Source organism: Serratia sp. NPDC078593 (assembly GCF_050268245.1).
Taxonomy (GTDB): Bacteria; Pseudomonadota; Gammaproteobacteria; order Enterobacterales; family Enterobacteriaceae; genus JBNNGK01.
On sequence record NZ_JBNNGK010000005.1, the window covers coordinates 75,058 to 90,398 of the forward strand.

General features: G+C 50.2%; 15 protein-coding genes and 3 tRNA genes. 6 read left to right on the plus strand and 12 right to left on the minus strand.

Going from position 1 to position 15,341, the window contains the following annotated elements:
* Positions 1-23: 23 nt before the first annotated feature.
* Both sufE and ACQKDS_RS07655 read left to right on the plus strand, forming a co-directional pair.
* Entirely contained in the window at positions 24-440 is a 417-nt protein-coding gene (sufE, locus tag ACQKDS_RS07650; protein WP_399668507.1) for a cysteine desulfuration protein SufE, read from the plus strand.
* Positions 441-731: 291 nt separating this feature from the next.
* The gene (locus ACQKDS_RS07655) at positions 732-1,739 is read left to right on the plus strand and encodes a L,D-transpeptidase family protein (protein WP_399668504.1); all 1,008 of its coding nucleotides are present in this window, start codon (positions 732-734) and stop codon (positions 1,737-1,739) included.
* Positions 1,740-1,881: 142 nt separating this feature from the next.
* Here ACQKDS_RS07655 and ACQKDS_RS07660 read toward each other — a convergent pair whose 3' ends face one another.
* From ACQKDS_RS07660 to ACQKDS_RS07690, 7 genes are all read right to left on the minus strand, one after another.
* Positions 1,882-2,118, minus strand: a complete 237-nt coding sequence (locus ACQKDS_RS07660; protein WP_004943717.1) for a major outer membrane lipoprotein — start codon at positions 2,116-2,118, stop codon at positions 1,882-1,884.
* A 308-nt stretch (positions 2,119-2,426) separates the two neighbouring features.
* Positions 2,427-3,839, minus strand: a complete 1,413-nt coding sequence (gene pykF, locus ACQKDS_RS07665) for a pyruvate kinase PykF (RefSeq protein ID WP_399668501.1) — start codon at positions 3,837-3,839, stop codon at positions 2,427-2,429.
* A gap of 397 nt (positions 3,840-4,236) precedes the next feature.
* On the minus strand, positions 4,237-4,548 hold the full coding sequence (locus ACQKDS_RS07670) for a cupin (protein ID WP_399668498.1): 312 nt from the start codon (positions 4,546-4,548) through the stop codon (positions 4,237-4,239).
* A gap of 148 nt (positions 4,549-4,696) precedes the next feature.
* Positions 4,697-4,773 (minus strand) — tRNA-Val (locus ACQKDS_RS07675).
* 20 nt (positions 4,774-4,793) lie between these two features.
* A tRNA-Val gene (locus ACQKDS_RS07680) sits at positions 4,794-4,870 on the minus strand.
* A gap of 20 nt (positions 4,871-4,890) precedes the next feature.
* A tRNA-Val gene (locus tag ACQKDS_RS07685) sits at positions 4,891-4,967 on the minus strand.
* Positions 4,968-5,156: 189 nt separating this feature from the next.
* A complete protein-coding gene (locus ACQKDS_RS07690) occupies positions 5,157-6,530 on the minus strand; it encodes an MATE family efflux transporter (RefSeq protein ID WP_399668495.1) in 1,374 nt (457 codons plus the stop codon).
* A gap of 239 nt (positions 6,531-6,769) precedes the next feature.
* Between ACQKDS_RS07690 and ACQKDS_RS07695 the strand changes: the two genes are divergently transcribed.
* Both ACQKDS_RS07695 and ACQKDS_RS07700 read left to right on the plus strand, forming a co-directional pair.
* Entirely contained in the window at positions 6,770-7,420 is a 651-nt protein-coding gene (locus tag ACQKDS_RS07695) for a riboflavin synthase subunit alpha (RefSeq protein WP_399668493.1), read from the plus strand.
* A 46-nt stretch (positions 7,421-7,466) separates the two neighbouring features.
* The gene (locus ACQKDS_RS07700; RefSeq protein ID WP_399668490.1) at positions 7,467-7,766 is read left to right on the plus strand and encodes an I78 family peptidase inhibitor; all 300 of its coding nucleotides are present in this window, start codon (positions 7,467-7,469) and stop codon (positions 7,764-7,766) included.
* 206 nt (positions 7,767-7,972) lie between these two features.
* Here ACQKDS_RS07700 and cfa read toward each other — a convergent pair whose 3' ends face one another.
* Together cfa and punC are read right to left on the minus strand one after the other, a co-directional pair.
* Complete coding sequence (cfa, locus tag ACQKDS_RS07705) at positions 7,973-9,124, minus strand: cyclopropane fatty acyl phospholipid synthase (protein WP_399668487.1); 1,152 nt, start codon at positions 9,122-9,124, stop codon at positions 7,973-7,975.
* A gap of 340 nt (positions 9,125-9,464) precedes the next feature.
* Complete coding sequence (gene punC / locus ACQKDS_RS07710; RefSeq protein ID WP_399668484.1) at positions 9,465-10,661, minus strand: purine nucleoside transporter PunC; 1,197 nt, start codon at positions 10,659-10,661, stop codon at positions 9,465-9,467.
* A 125-nt stretch (positions 10,662-10,786) separates the two neighbouring features.
* Between punC and punR the strand changes: the two genes are divergently transcribed.
* On the plus strand, positions 10,787-11,731 hold the full coding sequence (gene punR, locus ACQKDS_RS07715) for a DNA-binding transcriptional activator PunR (RefSeq protein ID WP_399668481.1): 945 nt from the start codon (positions 10,787-10,789) through the stop codon (positions 11,729-11,731).
* A gap of 3 nt (positions 11,732-11,734) precedes the next feature.
* On the opposite strand, the gene purR is transcribed toward punR, so the two are convergent.
* Positions 11,735-12,760, minus strand: a complete 1,026-nt coding sequence (gene purR, locus ACQKDS_RS07720; RefSeq protein ID WP_399668478.1) for an HTH-type transcriptional repressor PurR — start codon at positions 12,758-12,760, stop codon at positions 11,735-11,737.
* A 313-nt stretch (positions 12,761-13,073) separates the two neighbouring features.
* Here purR and ACQKDS_RS07725 point away from each other — a divergent pair, with 313 nt between their 5' ends.
* The gene (locus tag ACQKDS_RS07725) at positions 13,074-13,163 is read left to right on the plus strand and encodes a YnhF family membrane protein (protein WP_399668475.1); all 90 of its coding nucleotides are present in this window, start codon (positions 13,074-13,076) and stop codon (positions 13,161-13,163) included.
* 56 nt (positions 13,164-13,219) lie between these two features.
* Here the strand turns inward: ACQKDS_RS07725 and sodB are convergent, their stop codons facing one another.
* Both sodB and ACQKDS_RS07735 read right to left on the minus strand, forming a co-directional pair.
* Positions 13,220-13,798 carry a superoxide dismutase [Fe] gene (sodB, locus tag ACQKDS_RS07730; RefSeq protein ID WP_399668472.1) on the minus strand — a complete coding sequence of 193 codons (579 nt, stop codon included), beginning with the start codon at positions 13,796-13,798 and terminating at the stop codon, positions 13,220-13,222.
* 340 nt (positions 13,799-14,138) lie between these two features.
* Positions 14,139-14,981 carry a C40 family peptidase gene (locus tag ACQKDS_RS07735; RefSeq protein WP_399668469.1) on the minus strand — a complete coding sequence of 281 codons (843 nt, stop codon included), beginning with the start codon at positions 14,979-14,981 and terminating at the stop codon, positions 14,139-14,141.
* Between the last annotated feature and the right edge of the window lie 360 nt (positions 14,982-15,341).

Sequence of the window (15,341 nt, forward strand, 5' to 3'; positions counted from 1 at the left end):
CGGGAAATTTTATAGGATGACGCATGGCGAATTTGCCGGAAAAAGACAAACTGGTGCGCAATTTTTCACGCTGCCTGAACTGGGAAGAGAAATACCTATATGTGATCGAATTAGGGGGGCGTCTACCCCACCTTGACGATGCCGATCGTCAGGTGAATAACTTGATTTCCGGCTGTCAAAGCCAGGTATGGATAGTGATGCGCCTGAATCCCCAAGGACGGGTGGAGTTTTACGGTGACAGTGATGCGGCAATTGTCAAAGGGCTGTTGGCGGTGGTGTTTATTGTTTACCGTGATCTCACCCCACAACAAATCGTTGAGCTTGATGTGCGGCCGTTCTTTACTGAGCTGGCGCTCAACCGGCACCTAACACCTTCGCGTTCGCAAGGGTTGGAAGCGATGGTGCGTGCTATCCGTCATAAGGCGCAAAATCTGGTTTAACAACGGAGCTCACCGCCAATTGAGACTGATGGCGAGCACCTACAGGCTAATGAGCCAATGTCCATCACGTCTCGCGTTGGTTTTTGGCTAAATTATCGGCATATCAGTAGCTTAATGAACGAGAGGGTACAGGCAACGGTTGCGGCTAATGGCGTTATAACACCTTGATTTTTCGGTGACTTATTGCCTTTATATCGTGCGTTGCTAGTATTAAACTGGTCTTTGTCTGATTTACCTGCTAACTACTGCCAGATAGCCTTGTGGCCCACCCGTTCAAAAAAAGGGAAGAGCATGAAACGTGCGTTGAGTTTAATGGGCGTATTATTCGCCACCGTGCTAACAGGTATGCAAACCGCTAGCGCGACGGAATACCCGCTGCCACCGGCTGACAGCCGTCTTATTGGCGAAAACATCACGTATACCGTACCGAATGATGGCCGTTCACTGGAGGCGATAGCTGCCGAGTTTCAAATTGGTTTGCTGGGGATGTTAGAAGCGAATCCGGGCACCGATCCTTATCTGCCGAAGCCCGGCTCGGTATTGACGATTCCAACCCAGATGCTACTGCCTAATACGCCGCGCGAAGGCATCGTGGTCAATCTGGCTGAATTACGTCTCTACTACTATCCGAAAGATGAGAAGAAAGTGATCGTTTATCCGATCGGGATTGGTCAAACCGGAATGAACACCCCACTTAAGGTTACCTCAGTCAGCCAAAAGATTCCTAACCCGACATGGACGCCCACCGCTAACATTCGCAAGCGTTATGCTGCGCAGGGCGTAACGCTGCCCGGCGTGGTGCCAGCCGGCCCGGAAAACCCAATGGGGCTGTTTGCTATGCGCTTGGCGATGGGGCGCGGTGAGTACCTGATCCACGGCACTAACGCTAATTTTGGCATCGGTATGCGCGTCAGCTCCGGCTGTATTCGTTTGCGGCCGAATGATATCGAAGCGTTGTTTAGTAAGGTGCCGAAAGGAACACGCGTGCAAATCATCAATGAGCCGGTGAAGGTCTCCGCGGAGCCGGACGGTAAACGCTATGTGGAGGTCCATCAGCCGCTGTCAAAAGTGGAAAGTGATGATCCGCAGACAATGCCGATTCATTTGTCCAAAGAACAGAAAGCCTTCCTCAATGCGGCAGAAACAGATAAAGCAGAGTTTGATAGCGCCATGGTGCGCCGTTCAGGTATGCCGGTACTGGTCAGCGTCGGGCAGAACCCTGCCGACGTCGCTTTACCATCGATACAGTTATTTGGTGGTGATAAACCCAAGGCTGCGCCTGTTACCCGCATAAACTAACGTAGGCGCTGTCAATCCCCGCCTGGTATTTGGTGCAGGCAGGGATTGAGTGCTGATGGGCAAAACAGAAAGGGAAATAACTAGAATCAGCAGTAAAAAAAACGGCGCACAGTGTGCGCCGTTTTCAATTACCTAAGCTAACTTACTTTTTGTAAGCGTGAGCTTGGTTGTCCAGACGCTGGTTAGCACGTGCTGCGTCGTCTTTAGCTGCTTGAACGTCAGAACGGATTGCGTTCACGTCGTTGCTCAGCTGATCAACTTTAGCGTTCAGAGTCTGAACGTCAGAAGACAGTTGATCGATTTTAGCATTGCTTGAGCAGCCTGCCAGCAGAGTAGAACCCAGAATTACCGCGCCCAGTACCAGTTTAGTACGATTCATTATAACACCCTCTAGATTGAGTTAATCTCCATGTAGCGTTACAAGTATTACACAAACTTTTTTCGAAAGAGAATAATTTTTTTGTATTGGGGAGCTTTATTTTGACCGTTCGCTCAAACTTACATCTTGTTTTACACAATAGTTAAAAAAAACGAGGTAAAACAGCCGGGTTCCATCGGACGGATCCGATTTTTTATCTGGCTAATACGAGCAGATCATAATGGTATTTTTGAGAAAAAGGTTTACTACAGATGAAAAAAAACGCCGCTTAGCGGCGTTTTTAAAACTAAAATTCTGTCACTTTTTAATTACAGTACGTGAACAGATGCGGTATTGGTAGTGCCACTTGGCACCAGAGCGCCGGAAACCATCACAACCACGTCGCCTTTTTGAGCTAAACCGCTCGCCAGCGCCGCTTCTTTACCGATGCGATAGAAGTCGTCGGTAGAGGCGATTTCTTTGACCATCTGTGTGATCACGCCTTTGCTTAAGATAAGTTGACGGGCGGTGACCTCGTTGGTGGTCAAAGCCAGAATGTTAGCGTCCGGGAAGTATTTACGCACGGACTTGGCGGATTTACCCCCGCTGGTTGCTACTACGATCAGTGGGGCAGCCAATTTCTCAGCGGTTTCAACAGCGCCACGGCAAACGGCTTCAGTGATGCGCAGCTTGCGGTTGTCGTTGAGGCTATCGATACGGCTTGGCATCACGCGGTCAGTGCGTTCGCAGATGGTTGCCATAATGGTGACGGCTTCGAGAGGATATTTCCCCTTGGCGCTTTCACCGGACAGCATGACGGCGTCGGTGCCGTCCAGAATGGCGTTTGCCACGTCACCGGCTTCAGCGCGGGTAGGGCGCGGGTTTTTGATCATTGAATCTAGCATTTGCGTGGCGGTGATAACCACTTTACGCGCGCGATTACATTTTTCGATCATCATCTTCTGCGCGAAGATGACTTCTTCAACCGGGATCTCAACGCCCAGATCGCCACGCGCAACCATGATGCCGTCAGACGCCTCGAGAATCTCGTCGAAATTGTTAAGGCCTTCCTGGTTTTCGATTTTAGAGATGATCTGAATTTGTTCGCCGCCGTGCGCTTTTAAATGCTCGCGAATTTCCAACACATCAGAGCGTTTACGGATAAAGGAAGCCGCTACGAAGTCCACGCCTTGTTCGCAGCCGAAGATCAGGTCACGTTTGTCTTTTTCGGCCAAGGCCGGCAGTTGAATAGAAACGCCTGGCAGGTTAACGCCTTTGTTTTCACCCAGGTCGCCGTTATTCAGTACTTTACAAATGACTTCGTTTTCAGTCACTTTGGTCACTTCCATGCCGATCAAGCCATCGTCAACCAGCACGGTGTTGCCAATTTTCAGGTCAGCGGCAAAACCCGCGTAAGTCACTGCCACACGTTCATTGTTGCCGATAACGCTTTGATCGGTGGTGAAAGTGAAGGTCTGACCCGCAACCAGCGAGGCGTCTTTTCCGCCTTCCAGTTTCATGGTGCGGATTTCAGGACCTTTGGTGTCTAGCAGAATACCGGCGGTTTTACCGGTTTTAGCCATTACCGCACGCATGTTTTTGATGCGGTTACCGTGTTCTTCGTAATCACCGTGAGAGAAGTTCAGGCGCATGACGTTCATACCTGCGTTTAGCAGGTTGGTCAGCATTTCTTCCGATTCGGTTTTTGGCCCGATAGTACAAACAATTTTGGTCTTTTTCATGACGTTTTTTTCTACAAGTTGTGATGGATAAGAAAACGATTAAAACCGGTGTACGCGCCACCAGTTAAGAATTTGAGTTGAACCTGACGTTGCAAAACATAGTTAAGAATAGGTGACCACAGATGAAATAGGGTGGAAAAATTCAGACCACACCGCCGTGCAGGGATAGTGCGAAAAGTGATGGGAAAAGAGATTGTTGTTATTGCGTTTTCGCAGATCAAGGGCTGAAACCATTCAACTGTAAGACGTTGCGCATTATAAAGCCTTCGCAGCCGGAAACAAAATAAAAAACCGATGCGTAACGCCAGTTTAGTCAAAACAGCAATAAATGTGGCGCAAATGCAAACTTGGAGTAGGCGTTTGTTGCGCAAATACGCACACGATGAAAATACCGCGTTTAGCATGCATCTGCGAGGGTAATTTCCCGCAGCATACCGGCCGCAAGGCAGAAGCAGCCACTGGCTACCTGGGCGGGAATGGTGACGCTTTCACCCGCCAGCGCCACGAAGATTTCACTGCCGACGGTAAACTCAAACTCACCAGAAATAACGTGGGTTTGCAGTGCGTGAGCATGTTTTTGCAGTTGGCCGAAGGTGCCGGCATCAAAACGCACTTCTGCAGCGGCAGTACCGTCACTCATCTTACCTTCACGACGGGCGAGGCCATTGTCCAAAGATGTAAACGGCGTCGCCGCAATAAATTTCAACATAAAGCCGATCCTTATAACCTGTTGGCACGTATGATAGCCGATCGCACCGCGCGAATACAAAGGCGATGAGGAGTGAGGCTACGCCGGGCAGGGTATGAAAAACAGTCAGCTGTGGCAGGAACCAATAGATGAGTGGGGCAGCAAGATTTGGTGCGTCCGAGTGGACTCGAACCACCGACCCCCACCATGTCAAGGTGGTGCTCTAACCAACTGAGCTACGGACGCACTGAGCTGCTTTTGAAATTTGGTGCGTCCGAGTGGACTCGAACCACCGACCCCCACCATGTCAAGGTGGTGCTCTAACCAACTGAGCTACGGACGCACTGAACTGCTTTAGGAATTTGGTGCGTCCGAGTGGACTCGAACCACCGACCCCCACCATGTCAAGGTGGTGCTCTAACCAACTGAGCTACGGACGCATCTTTTCCTGTCTGTCATGGCTGACAGCGGGGACGAATATTAGCGAGCTACCTGCGTGCTGGCAAGGGGAAAAGCGCAAAATTATCTGCTATTTCACCCGACTGCTGCGCTTATGTGCAGAGAGGTGGTTTTTTCTGCAATCGCCGAGTGTTGCTACCGGCTGACGTTGGCAGCCGGTAAAACTCCGTTTAACGCGTCGAACGCTGCATGATCAACGCAGGAGGTTGGCGTTGCAGCCAGCGCATGCGCCAGAGCATCATAATTGCCGCAAAAGTCAGGCCAATAATGAAACCAATCCAGAATCCGCTCGGGCCCATTGCGGGCACGAAAACGTCGGTCAGCGCCAGCAGATAGCCGCTTGGCAATCCCAACACCCAATAGGCAACAAAGGTGATGAAGAAAATTGACCGCGTATCTTTATAGCCGCGTAAAATTCCGCTGCCGATCACCTGAATGGAGTCAGAGATCTGATAAATAGCGGCTAAGAGCATCAAATGTGAGGCCATCATCACCACTGCCGGGTTGTCGTTATACAGCAGGGCGATCGGTTCGCGTAGGGCGACAGTAAACAGTGCGGTGCAACTGGCCATAGCGATACCGACGAAAATCGCCGAGTAGGCGGATACGCGCGCCGCATCTACGTCGCCTTCGCCCAAGCGGTGGCCGACTCGAATCGTCGCACCAACGCCTAACGAAAGTGGGATGACGAACATAAGAGAACTGAAGTTTAATGCGATCTGGTGACCCGCAACGGCGACGATACCGAGTGGCGATACCAACAGCGCCACCACGGCGAACAGCGTGACTTCAAAAAATAGCGCCAATGCGACCGGCATGCCGATGGCGATCAAGCGCTTCAAGGCAGCCCAATCCGGTGTTGAAGCATTGTCTGTCAGTTTAATATCACGCTGTGACGGCGCACGGGTTGCGTACCAACGCATTAACAGGAACATGATCCAGTACACGCTGGCGGTCGCGACACCACAGCCTACGCCGCCCAATGCGGGCATACCGAGCTTTCCATAGATAAAAACATAGTTAATCGGAATATTAACCAGTAAACCAATAAATCCGATCACCATGCCCGGTTTGGTTTTAGACAGACCTTCGCACTGATTTCGCAGCACTTGGAAGAAGAGATAACCCGGCGCGCCCCACATAATGGCATGCAAATAACCGACGGCTTTCTCCGCCAGTTGGGGATCAATATTGTGCATCATATTGAGTAGATATTTGCTGTTATACAGCACCACCATGATGAGCACCGAGACACCGGAAGCCAGCCAGAAACCCTGACGCACCTGATGCGCAATGCGATCGCGTCGGCCTGCCCCGTTGAGCTGGGCGATAACAGGGGTTAACGATAACAGCAGGCCGTGGCCGAAGAGAATGGCGGGTAGCCAAATTGACGTGCCGACCGCAACGGCGGCCATATCCGTGGCGCTGAAAGCACCTGCCATAATGGTATCTACCACACCCATCGCCGTTTGGGATATTTGCGCGATAATTACCGGGATAGCAAGAGCCAATAAACTACGCGCTTCAATAAAGTACTTCTGCACGCATACACCTTTTTGATTATTTAGCGATTGAGGAGGGTTGTCGATCAATGACAACAATTAAAAATAGCGGAATTTTTTCAAAACAATTGTACCTGCTCATGTCGCATTAGCAAATGCCGCGATTAAATCGCGGATAAATGCGCCGATGCGCATTTTTTGTCGTTGCAGGTTTGGATTTCTCCGGCTATCTGGGGCAAACTGGCGCATAAGCGCTTTACATCTATTTTAAAGAGGCACACATGTTTACCGGTATCGTACAAGGCACCGCGCCGCTGGTTGCTGTTGAAGAAAAACCTAACTTTCGTACTCACGTCATTGAATTGCCAGAACACTTATTGCCTGGGTTAGAACTGGGCGCCTCGGTGGCGCATAACGGCTGTTGCTTAACCGTCACCGCCATCAACGGTAATCACGTGAGTTTTGATTTGATCAAAGAAACGTTGCGTTTGACCAATCTCAGTGATCTTACCGTCGGTGATAAAGTGAACGTTGAACGCGCAGCCAAGTTCAATGACGAAATCGGCGGGCATCTGATGTCTGGCCATATTGTGTGTACTGCGGAAATTGCCAAAATTTATACCTCCGAAAATAACCGCCAGGTATGGTTACGTATGCCGACCGCAGAACTGATGAAATACGTTTTGCATAAAGGCTTCATTGGTATTGACGGCATTAGCTTGACCATTGGTGAGGTAGTGAATAACCGTTTTTGCGTACATTTGATCCCGGAAACGCTAGAACGTACCACGCTAGGTAAAAAACGCCTAGGCGATAAGGTCAACATTGAAATCGATCCGCAAACACAAGCGGTGGTGGACACCGTAGAACGTGTGTTGGCCAGCCGTGAAGCGGCGATGGCGGTTGCCGCTGAGTTAGCACCAAAGCCTTGAGTCGGGCATTCTGTTCATTATTATCGACAACCAGAGGAGCAAAAACGTGAAGTTTTATCAGAAAACGTTGATGTTAGCGGCGCTGATGGCACTGGCTGCCTGTAACAGTACGACAAAAAACAACGCGGCGTCACCCGCGGTGGATGCGGCAAGCGATTCCTGCGGCGCGGCGCAATATCAGAACTACGTCGGCAAACCTCTCTCGTCGTTGCAAGGCGTGCGAATCGATGCGCGTCAGGTTCGGGCTATCCCTTACAATGCTGCCGTGACCATGGATTTTAACATGAGTCGCCTTAATTTTTTGGCGGACCGTGATGACAAAATCATCCAGGTTTATTGCGGTTGATCGATGTTCGGTAAGAAAACACTCTGCTCCGGCTTTGAGCTTGATGACGAAGTCGCCTGATGGCCAGAGATAGCCGGGCATAGTGTAGCTAGGGGCGCTCCGGTGGCTTACGCCACTACGACTCCGTAGCCACGCTTTCCCTAATAACGGACTTTGTCAGCAGTCAGAAACCCTGCTTCGGCAGGGTGTTTTACGTTGTAGGCGATTTAACGTGGTACGCGTATTCCACCCTGAATGCCTTTCGGGCTAAATACCACTTGCCATAATTGAATATCACGCGCGCGAAATGCACCAGCACAAGCGTTCAGGTAATAACTGAACATGCGTTCGAACCGCTCAGAGTAACGTGCAGACAGCTGTGGCCAGGCCTGTTGAAAGCGTTCATACCATGCCATCAACGTGCGATCGTAATCCGCACCGATGTTATGCCAATCCTCCATCACGAAGTGGTCTTCACTGGTTTTCGCAATATGCTTGATGGACGGTAAACAGCCATTCGGGAAGATATATTTGTTGATCCACGGATCAACATTCATATCTGTCCGATTTGAACCGATGGTATGCAACAAGAATAATCCATCGGGTTTCAAATTGCGTTTTACCACGTTAAAGTAGGTACGGTAATTTTTAGGGCCAACATGTTCAAACATACCAACGGAGACGATGCGATCAAACTGCTGATGCAGATCGCGATAGTCTTGTAGTTGGATATCAACGTCCAGCCCGGCACAGCGCTGTTGCGCCAGCTTTTGCTGTTCGGCGGAGATGGTCACGCCGACAACCGATACGCCGTAATTTTTGGCAGCAAAAGCCGATAATCCCCCCCAACCACAGCCGATATCCAGCAGCCGCATGCCGGGTTGTAATTGCAATTTCTCGCAGATCAGGCGCAACTTGCCTTCTTGTGCCTGTTCGAGGGTGGTGGCGTCCTTCCAGTAACCGCAGGAGTATTGCATATAGGGATCGAGCATCAGGGTAAAGAGGTCATTACCAAGGTCATAATGCTCTTTGCCGACAATCCATGCGCGTTTTTGGGACTGTAAGTTGAGTAGGCGAGCGGCGGCGATGCGTAGCGTGTCTTTAATGTGGCGGGGGAGTTTTTGCTCTAAACCTGCTGCGATGACGCGATGAAAGAATTCGTCTAATCGTTCGCATTCCCACCAGCTATCCATATAACTTTCGCCAAGACCCAGCGAACCTTCCTGTAATACACGTTTAAAGAAATCGGGGTTTTTAACCTGTATATCAAAAGGACGTGAACCGTTTATTTCAATATCGGCCATGCTGAGCATTTCATGAGCAATACGATACCAATGATTGTCTTGGATGCTCAGATCTTCTATACACGATGAACTCATAGCTTCTCCATCACCTTTCTTCTGACTTATGGCCCGATAGAAAAAGCGTAGTCAATTTCTGCGGGCACATACGTACACCAACGGAAACCTTCACCGCGGTGTCTGATATCCGATATGAACAGAGGGAAATTCTGAGAGGCCCAAGTGATAGGGGGCTTGGGCAAACGCATCAATAAATAAATTGTGACGCCACACGCGTCCGCAAAGTTACTTGCAATACAAAGATATTATCTGTGTTATTTTTGAAGGTCGTTTTCGAGTATAGGCCTGCCGAGGCGCTTACTCAACTGTAAAACGCACTCGGCAAATATATTTTTTAAGTGACGATTAACACTTGCGGTTATAACGCTGAGTTAGCGTGTTCCCCCAGAAGATTCGTCACCGTTTTACCTCGTTGCATCAGATAACCCAGCGCGGCCAATACCACGGTAGAAACCATCACCGTCGTTGTCGCCAATAGCGGTTGTTCAATATAGGCAGAAACCAGCATGCTGGCGATAAAACACAAACCGAGCTGCAAGGTGTTTTGCAGCGCGGCTGCTTTACCGGTGCTTTCTGGGAACGGCGTCAAGGCGTTCGCCACCACAATCGGGTAGGTGGCCCCGTTCACCAACGCCATAAAGCAGAACGGAATCAGCAGGGTGGTCAGGGTTGGTGAAGTGAGTGTTGCCACCAGATACAATGCCAGCATGCTGATGCCATACGCGGCTAGCAGCCAAGGCAGCAGCGTGTTGCCTTTCATCCGATTTAACGCCGTCCGGCAGCCGTATCCCCCTAACAGAAATGCCAATGTTTGTGGCACATAACTCAGGCCGATGTCATTTGGGCTGTAGCCCATATTGCCAAGTATGAACGGGGATCCGGTAAGCCAGGCGAAGAAACCGGCTGAACAGGCGGCGAATACCATCACATTACCGCTGAATACCGGTGATTTCAGCAACTGCAGGAAACCTATGCCGCTTTTGCCCTGTGCCGCGGCTTCCTGCCGTGAGCTGTCTTTGAGCAGCAGCGTTGGCAGCAGTAGGAGAAGGGTAATACCCAGCAGAACGGCGAAAATTGAACGCCATCCCATATGATTTAACAGCCATGCGCCAACCAACGGTGCCAGTGCGGGTGACAGTGCAACCAATGGCATAATGGTGGCGAATACGCGGTTTGCGCTGCCTTCACGATACCGATCGATGACGATCGCTTGCCAGCTAACGGCGGCAGAACAGACGCCAATGGCTTGAATAAAGCGCAGTGTCCACAGTTGTACGGCGTTATCCGCCCACATCATGCCAAGACAGCCGAGGCCGAACAGCGTCAGGCCGATCAATAAAACCGGTTTACGACCCAGACGGTCGGACAGTGGCCCCCACAATAATTGCGCAAAGGCGAAGCCAGCGAGAAAAATGCTAAGGCTGGCGCTGATGGCGCCGGCAGAAATTTGCAGTTCTTGCTGCATCACGCCGAAGGCGGGCAGATACATGTCTGTGGCCAGATAGCCGAGCATGCTTAAGCCAGCCAGATAGAACATAAATCCAAAGTTTCGCATGGTCTTTCTCATTAATTTTATGTTGGTGCAGGTTTTTTTTAGCGCCGCAAGTGTATCTGGCTGGATCTCTGCTTGTGAAACGGTAATATTTGCAAAGTGCTGTTAAAAAAATTGAAGGCAAAGCGATGTGGTCTGAATATTCCCTTGATGTTGTTGATGCGGTTGCGCGCACCGGCAGTTTTAGCGCGGCGGCACAGGAGTTACATCGTGTGCCGTCTGCGGTCAGTTATACCGTGCGTCAGTTGGAGCAATGGCTTGCCGTACCACTGTTTGAGCGCCGTCACCGTGATGTGGAGTTGACGCCCGCGGGGGCGCTATTTGTTCATGAAGCACGCGATGTTATCAAAAAAATGCTCAACACGCGGCGTCAATGTCAGCAGGTCGCTAACGGTTGGCGCGGGCAGTTAAAGATAGCCGTCGATATCATTGTTAAGCCGCAGCGTAGCCGACAGTTGGTACTGGATTTTTATCGCCATTTTCCAGATGTAGAACTGTTGGTACAACCGGAAGTGTTTAACGGCGTATGGGATGCGTTAATCGATGGCCGGGCAGATATGGCAATTGGTGCAACCCGCGCGGTTCCAACCGGTGGTGGTTTTGCTTTTCGCGATATGGGTTTTATGAACTGGCTGTGTGTCGTGAGTGCCGATCACCCGTTAGCGGGGTTACCGGGGCCGCTAAATGATGAGCAACTACGGCCGTATCCCTCATTGGTGTTGGAGGATACGTCGCGAACGTTGCCAAAACGCGTGACGTGGTCACTGGATAACCAGCGGCGGTTGGTGGTGCCAGATTGGGTGTCCGCGGTGGATTGCTTGTGCAGCGGTTTATGTGTCGGCATGGTGCCCGCCCATCGTGTGTTGCCGCAGGTTCAGCGTGGGGAATTGGTATCGCTGCAACTTCCTGAGCCATTTCCACCCAGCGCCTGTTGCCTGACATGGCAACAAAATGCGCAATCACCGGCGATGGCCTGGTTATTGGATTACCTTGGTGACAGTGACACGCTGAATCAGGAATGGTTGAGTGAAGAGAACCTACCGGAACGCCCTGAGAAGGCGCCCCGGCAATAATGCTTAGCGGCGGTAATCAACGAAGGGGCCATCGGCGACCGAGCGACGCTCGATCAGCTTAGGGTGGACTTCAATCACCTGCGACTCTTCACGCTTACTGATAATACGATCCAGCAACATGGTAAATGCCATCTCGCCGAGGCGCTCTTTGGGTTGATGAATAGTGGTCAGCGCCGGGGTGAAATAGCGCGCATTGCGCACATTGTCATAACCGATCACCGAAATATCCTGTGGTACGCGCAAACCGAGTTCATCAGCGGCGCAGATCGCGCCCATGGCCATAATGTCACCACCGCAGAAAACGGCGGTGGGGCGGTGTTTTTGTGACAAAATCTGGTGCATCGCCTTGTAACCGGATTCTGGCTCGAAGTCACCTTGGACGATCCATTCATCGCGAACGTCAATATTGGCCTCTTGTAACGCTTTCAGGAAGCCTTGGTGACGGCCGCCGCCGGTATTACGTGAGAGTTGGCCGGGAATGGCGCCAATGTCGCGATGGCCGCGTTCAATCAGGTAACGCCCCGCCAGATACCCGCCCTCAAAGGCATTATCGATAATGCTGTCGGTGAAATCGCCGCGTGCTGCGCCCCAATCCATGACGACCATCGGAATATTGCGGTGATCCTCCAGCATCCCGAGCAGTTGATCGGGATATTCGGAACACATCACTAGCAGACCGTCGACACGTTTTTGCGCCAGCATGGCCAGATAAGCGCGTTGTTTATCGAGATTATTGTGGGAGTTGCACAGAATCAGTGTGTAACCTTTGCTGTAGCAGCTGTTTTCCACGGCTTCAATCACTTCGGCGAAATAGGGCGCTTCACTGGACGTGGCGAGCAGACCGATAGATTTAGTGTGGTTAACCTTCAGGCTACGTGCCACGGCGCTGGGTGAATAGTGTAACTCTTTGATGGCAGCCCAAACGGCCGCTTTAGTTTCTTCGGCGACGAAACGGGTCTTATTGATGACGTGCGAAACGGTGGTGGTGGAAACGCCCGCGCGTTTGGCCACATCTTTAATCGTTGCCATGTAAAGAATGACTCCTGAACCCACATGTTGCAGCATGTAAGCATGTTGTTAATCGTTTGCCCGCGTAGATCCTTCTCTAGAGTCACGAAAACTTGGTTTTTAGTGTGGAAGTTGTCAGCCACTTGACTCAGGAGGGACGCATTGACCGCTACGCAGTAGTGAACTGCGAATTTTGTCGCATATTGAGCAAAAGGGGAAGATCTAATAGGAGTTATAGACAACAAGATTTTATCGGCGAACTGTGGGAAAATGATTTGACGCACCAAGGTTGTGGATTTTATGCTTATCCAAATAATTTGATCAGGAGCTTCTCATGGATACCGATTTGAAAATGTCTTTGTTCACCACGGTGTGCGCACTGGCATTAATTATTGTTTTTAGCTTTACCGCTGCACTGAACTGATCTCGCTAAAAGAAGGGCCGTTCCTAAACAGAACGGCACCTTTTATCTCACGGCCGTTACGCCAAGTTTTCTGTCACGAATGCCCAGTTAACCAATGCCCAGAAGTTTTCCAGGTAGTTTGGACGCGCATTACGGTAATCGATGTAATAAGCGTGCTCCCAAACGTCCACGGTCAGCAAGGGTTTGTCTTCACCGGTCAGCGGCGTGGCGGCATTGGATGTGTTCACGATAGCCAATGAGCCGTCGGCTTTCTTCACCAGCCAGGTCCAGCCAGCACCAAAGTTGCCCACCGCTGATTTGGTGAATGCGTCTTTGAAGGCAGTAAAAGAACCGAAGGATTGGTTAATGGCCTCTGCGACTGCGCCAGTCGGTTCGCCGCCACCTTGTGGTGACAGGCAATGCCAATAGAAGGTGTGGTTCCACACCTGTGCGGCATTGTTAAACACACCGCCGTTAGAGGTTTTGATGATCTCTTCTAGCGATTTGCCTTCGAACTCGCTGCCTTTCACCAGATTATTCAGGTTTACCACGTAGGTGTTGTGATGCTTACCATAATGATATTCCAAGGTTTCTTGGGAAATGTGCGGTTCGAGGGCATTTTTCGCGTATGGTAGTGCAGGTAATTCAAACGACATTGCTTTCTCCTTTATATACAGCGCTATTGTTCCAACGTTGGCCGTTAAGCATCGGCATCAACGATAACCCTTCATACTTCACGTTGCTTGAGTGTTGGCTGCCTTCCGTCACCCTGGTCACATAGTGGGCTATGCTCCCAGGGATTCATTCAGTTGCCGCCTACAAGCAACTCGAATTATCTTGGGTATAAATGGCTTTGTTTTTATTGTGGTTATTAATCTTAACAACTTTTAAGGTGAATAAAAGGTTTAAAGCGTGCTAAATCACGCTTTGGTCAAAGCATCCGCAGATTGGATGAAGAGAGGCATGTTGCCCAATGTTAGATTGCGTCATGGCATATTAACGAATGGTTTTGGGTGTCATCACGCGGCGAGCGCCGATGTAATGGCTTTGCCAGTAGTCACTATTGAGTTTGCTGATACGAATCTCTTCGCCGGTGCGCGGTGACTGAATAAACTGACCGTTGCCAAGATAGACGCCAACATGGTCGGCGACACCGCGATTGTTGATGCGAAAGAACACCAAATCACCACTTTCCAGCTCGTTTTTCTTGATTGGAGCGGCATCGCGCAAATGGTACATTTCGTTAGCGGTGCGCGGCATTTTGATTTTCATCACATCTTTATAGGCATAATAAACCAGCCCACTGCAATCAAAACCGGTGCGTGGCGAACTGCCCCCCCAACGATAGGGTTTACCCATTTGGCTCATCAGCTTGGCCAAGGCGGTCTGCTTCGCATGTTGATAGCGTTTTTTATGTGCTGCACTGAGTTTCGGTGGACGAGTATTGTGCTGCAGCTTTTCACTGCGTAACCGATGCGTGTTCGTTAAACCAGCGGTGCGATGGCGACCATAACCTTTTTTGTAGCCTTTTTTGGGCGGTGTGACGTTTATTTTCGCACTGTGTATCGCTTTGCGTGTTGATTTAACCCGGGTGGATTTTTTAGCCGTTTTGATGGTTGTGTTTTTAATCGTCTTTAATCGAGGCGTTTTTTGCGGCGTGGTGGTTTTGGCCTTTTTAGCGGCCTTTTCTGCTTTCTTTTTTTTACGTTCGCTCAGCCGTGCTTCATTCACATGGCTTTTACGTAGATCAGCGCTAACGCCAGACGATGGCGCAGCCTGTGCCAAATTTAACAACACTTGAGCAAACAACAACGCAAAAAGCGCAATAATTAAACGCATGTTGACGACACCAACCCTGGACAGGAACCCGCGACAGTATTCCGTAAAGACACGCGATAAAACAGTGAATAACCTGCAAATAATAATCCATATTGTGAGAAAACGTTAATAGCATTTTTAATAATAAAAAAAATAGCGCGGGTAGAGGCGACATCAATATCACTCTAATCGCACCGAGAGAGGTTACCCAACTGTACGGATGGGGAAATCTAGGGTGAAAAATGCGGGTTAAAAATGTTAATCTGCAGCTAGGTTTTGACCATAATGGCGTTATCAGCGCTGTGTGGAGACGCAGTCGGAATGCCCTTGCAAAAGATAGCGTTTTTTTGCGGGGTATCCAGCCGCTACAATAGCCAGCGA

Coding starts and splice junctions, on each gene's coding strand:
- sufE (WP_399668507.1), top strand. CDS start 24: ATGGCGAATTTGCCGGAAAAAGACAAACTGGTGCGCAATTTTTCACGC.
- ACQKDS_RS07655 (WP_399668504.1), top strand. CDS start 732: ATGAAACGTGCGTTGAGTTTAATGGGCGTATTATTCGCCACCGTGCTA.
- ACQKDS_RS07660 (WP_004943717.1), bottom strand. CDS start 2,118: ATGAATCGTACTAAACTGGTACTGGGCGCGGTAATTCTGGGTTCTACT.
- pykF (WP_399668501.1), bottom strand. CDS start 3,839: ATGAAAAAGACCAAAATTGTTTGTACTATCGGGCCAAAAACCGAATCG.
- ACQKDS_RS07670 (WP_399668498.1), bottom strand. CDS start 4,548: ATGTTGAAATTTATTGCGGCGACGCCGTTTACATCTTTGGACAATGGC.
- ACQKDS_RS07695 (WP_399668493.1), top strand. CDS start 6,770: ATGTTTACCGGTATCGTACAAGGCACCGCGCCGCTGGTTGCTGTTGAA.
- cfa (WP_399668487.1), bottom strand. CDS start 9,124: ATGAGTTCATCGTGTATAGAAGATCTGAGCATCCAAGACAATCATTGG.
- punC (WP_399668484.1), bottom strand. CDS start 10,661: ATGCGAAACTTTGGATTTATGTTCTATCTGGCTGGCTTAAGCATGCTC.
- punR (WP_399668481.1), top strand. CDS start 10,787: ATGTGGTCTGAATATTCCCTTGATGTTGTTGATGCGGTTGCGCGCACC.
- purR (WP_399668478.1), bottom strand. CDS start 12,760: ATGGCAACGATTAAAGATGTGGCCAAACGCGCGGGCGTTTCCACCACC.
- ACQKDS_RS07725 (WP_399668475.1), top strand. CDS start 13,074: ATGGATACCGATTTGAAAATGTCTTTGTTCACCACGGTGTGCGCACTG.
- sodB (WP_399668472.1), bottom strand. CDS start 13,798: ATGTCGTTTGAATTACCTGCACTACCATACGCGAAAAATGCCCTCGAA.
- ACQKDS_RS07735 (WP_399668469.1), bottom strand. CDS start 14,981: ATGCGTTTAATTATTGCGCTTTTTGCGTTGTTGTTTGCTCAAGTGTTG.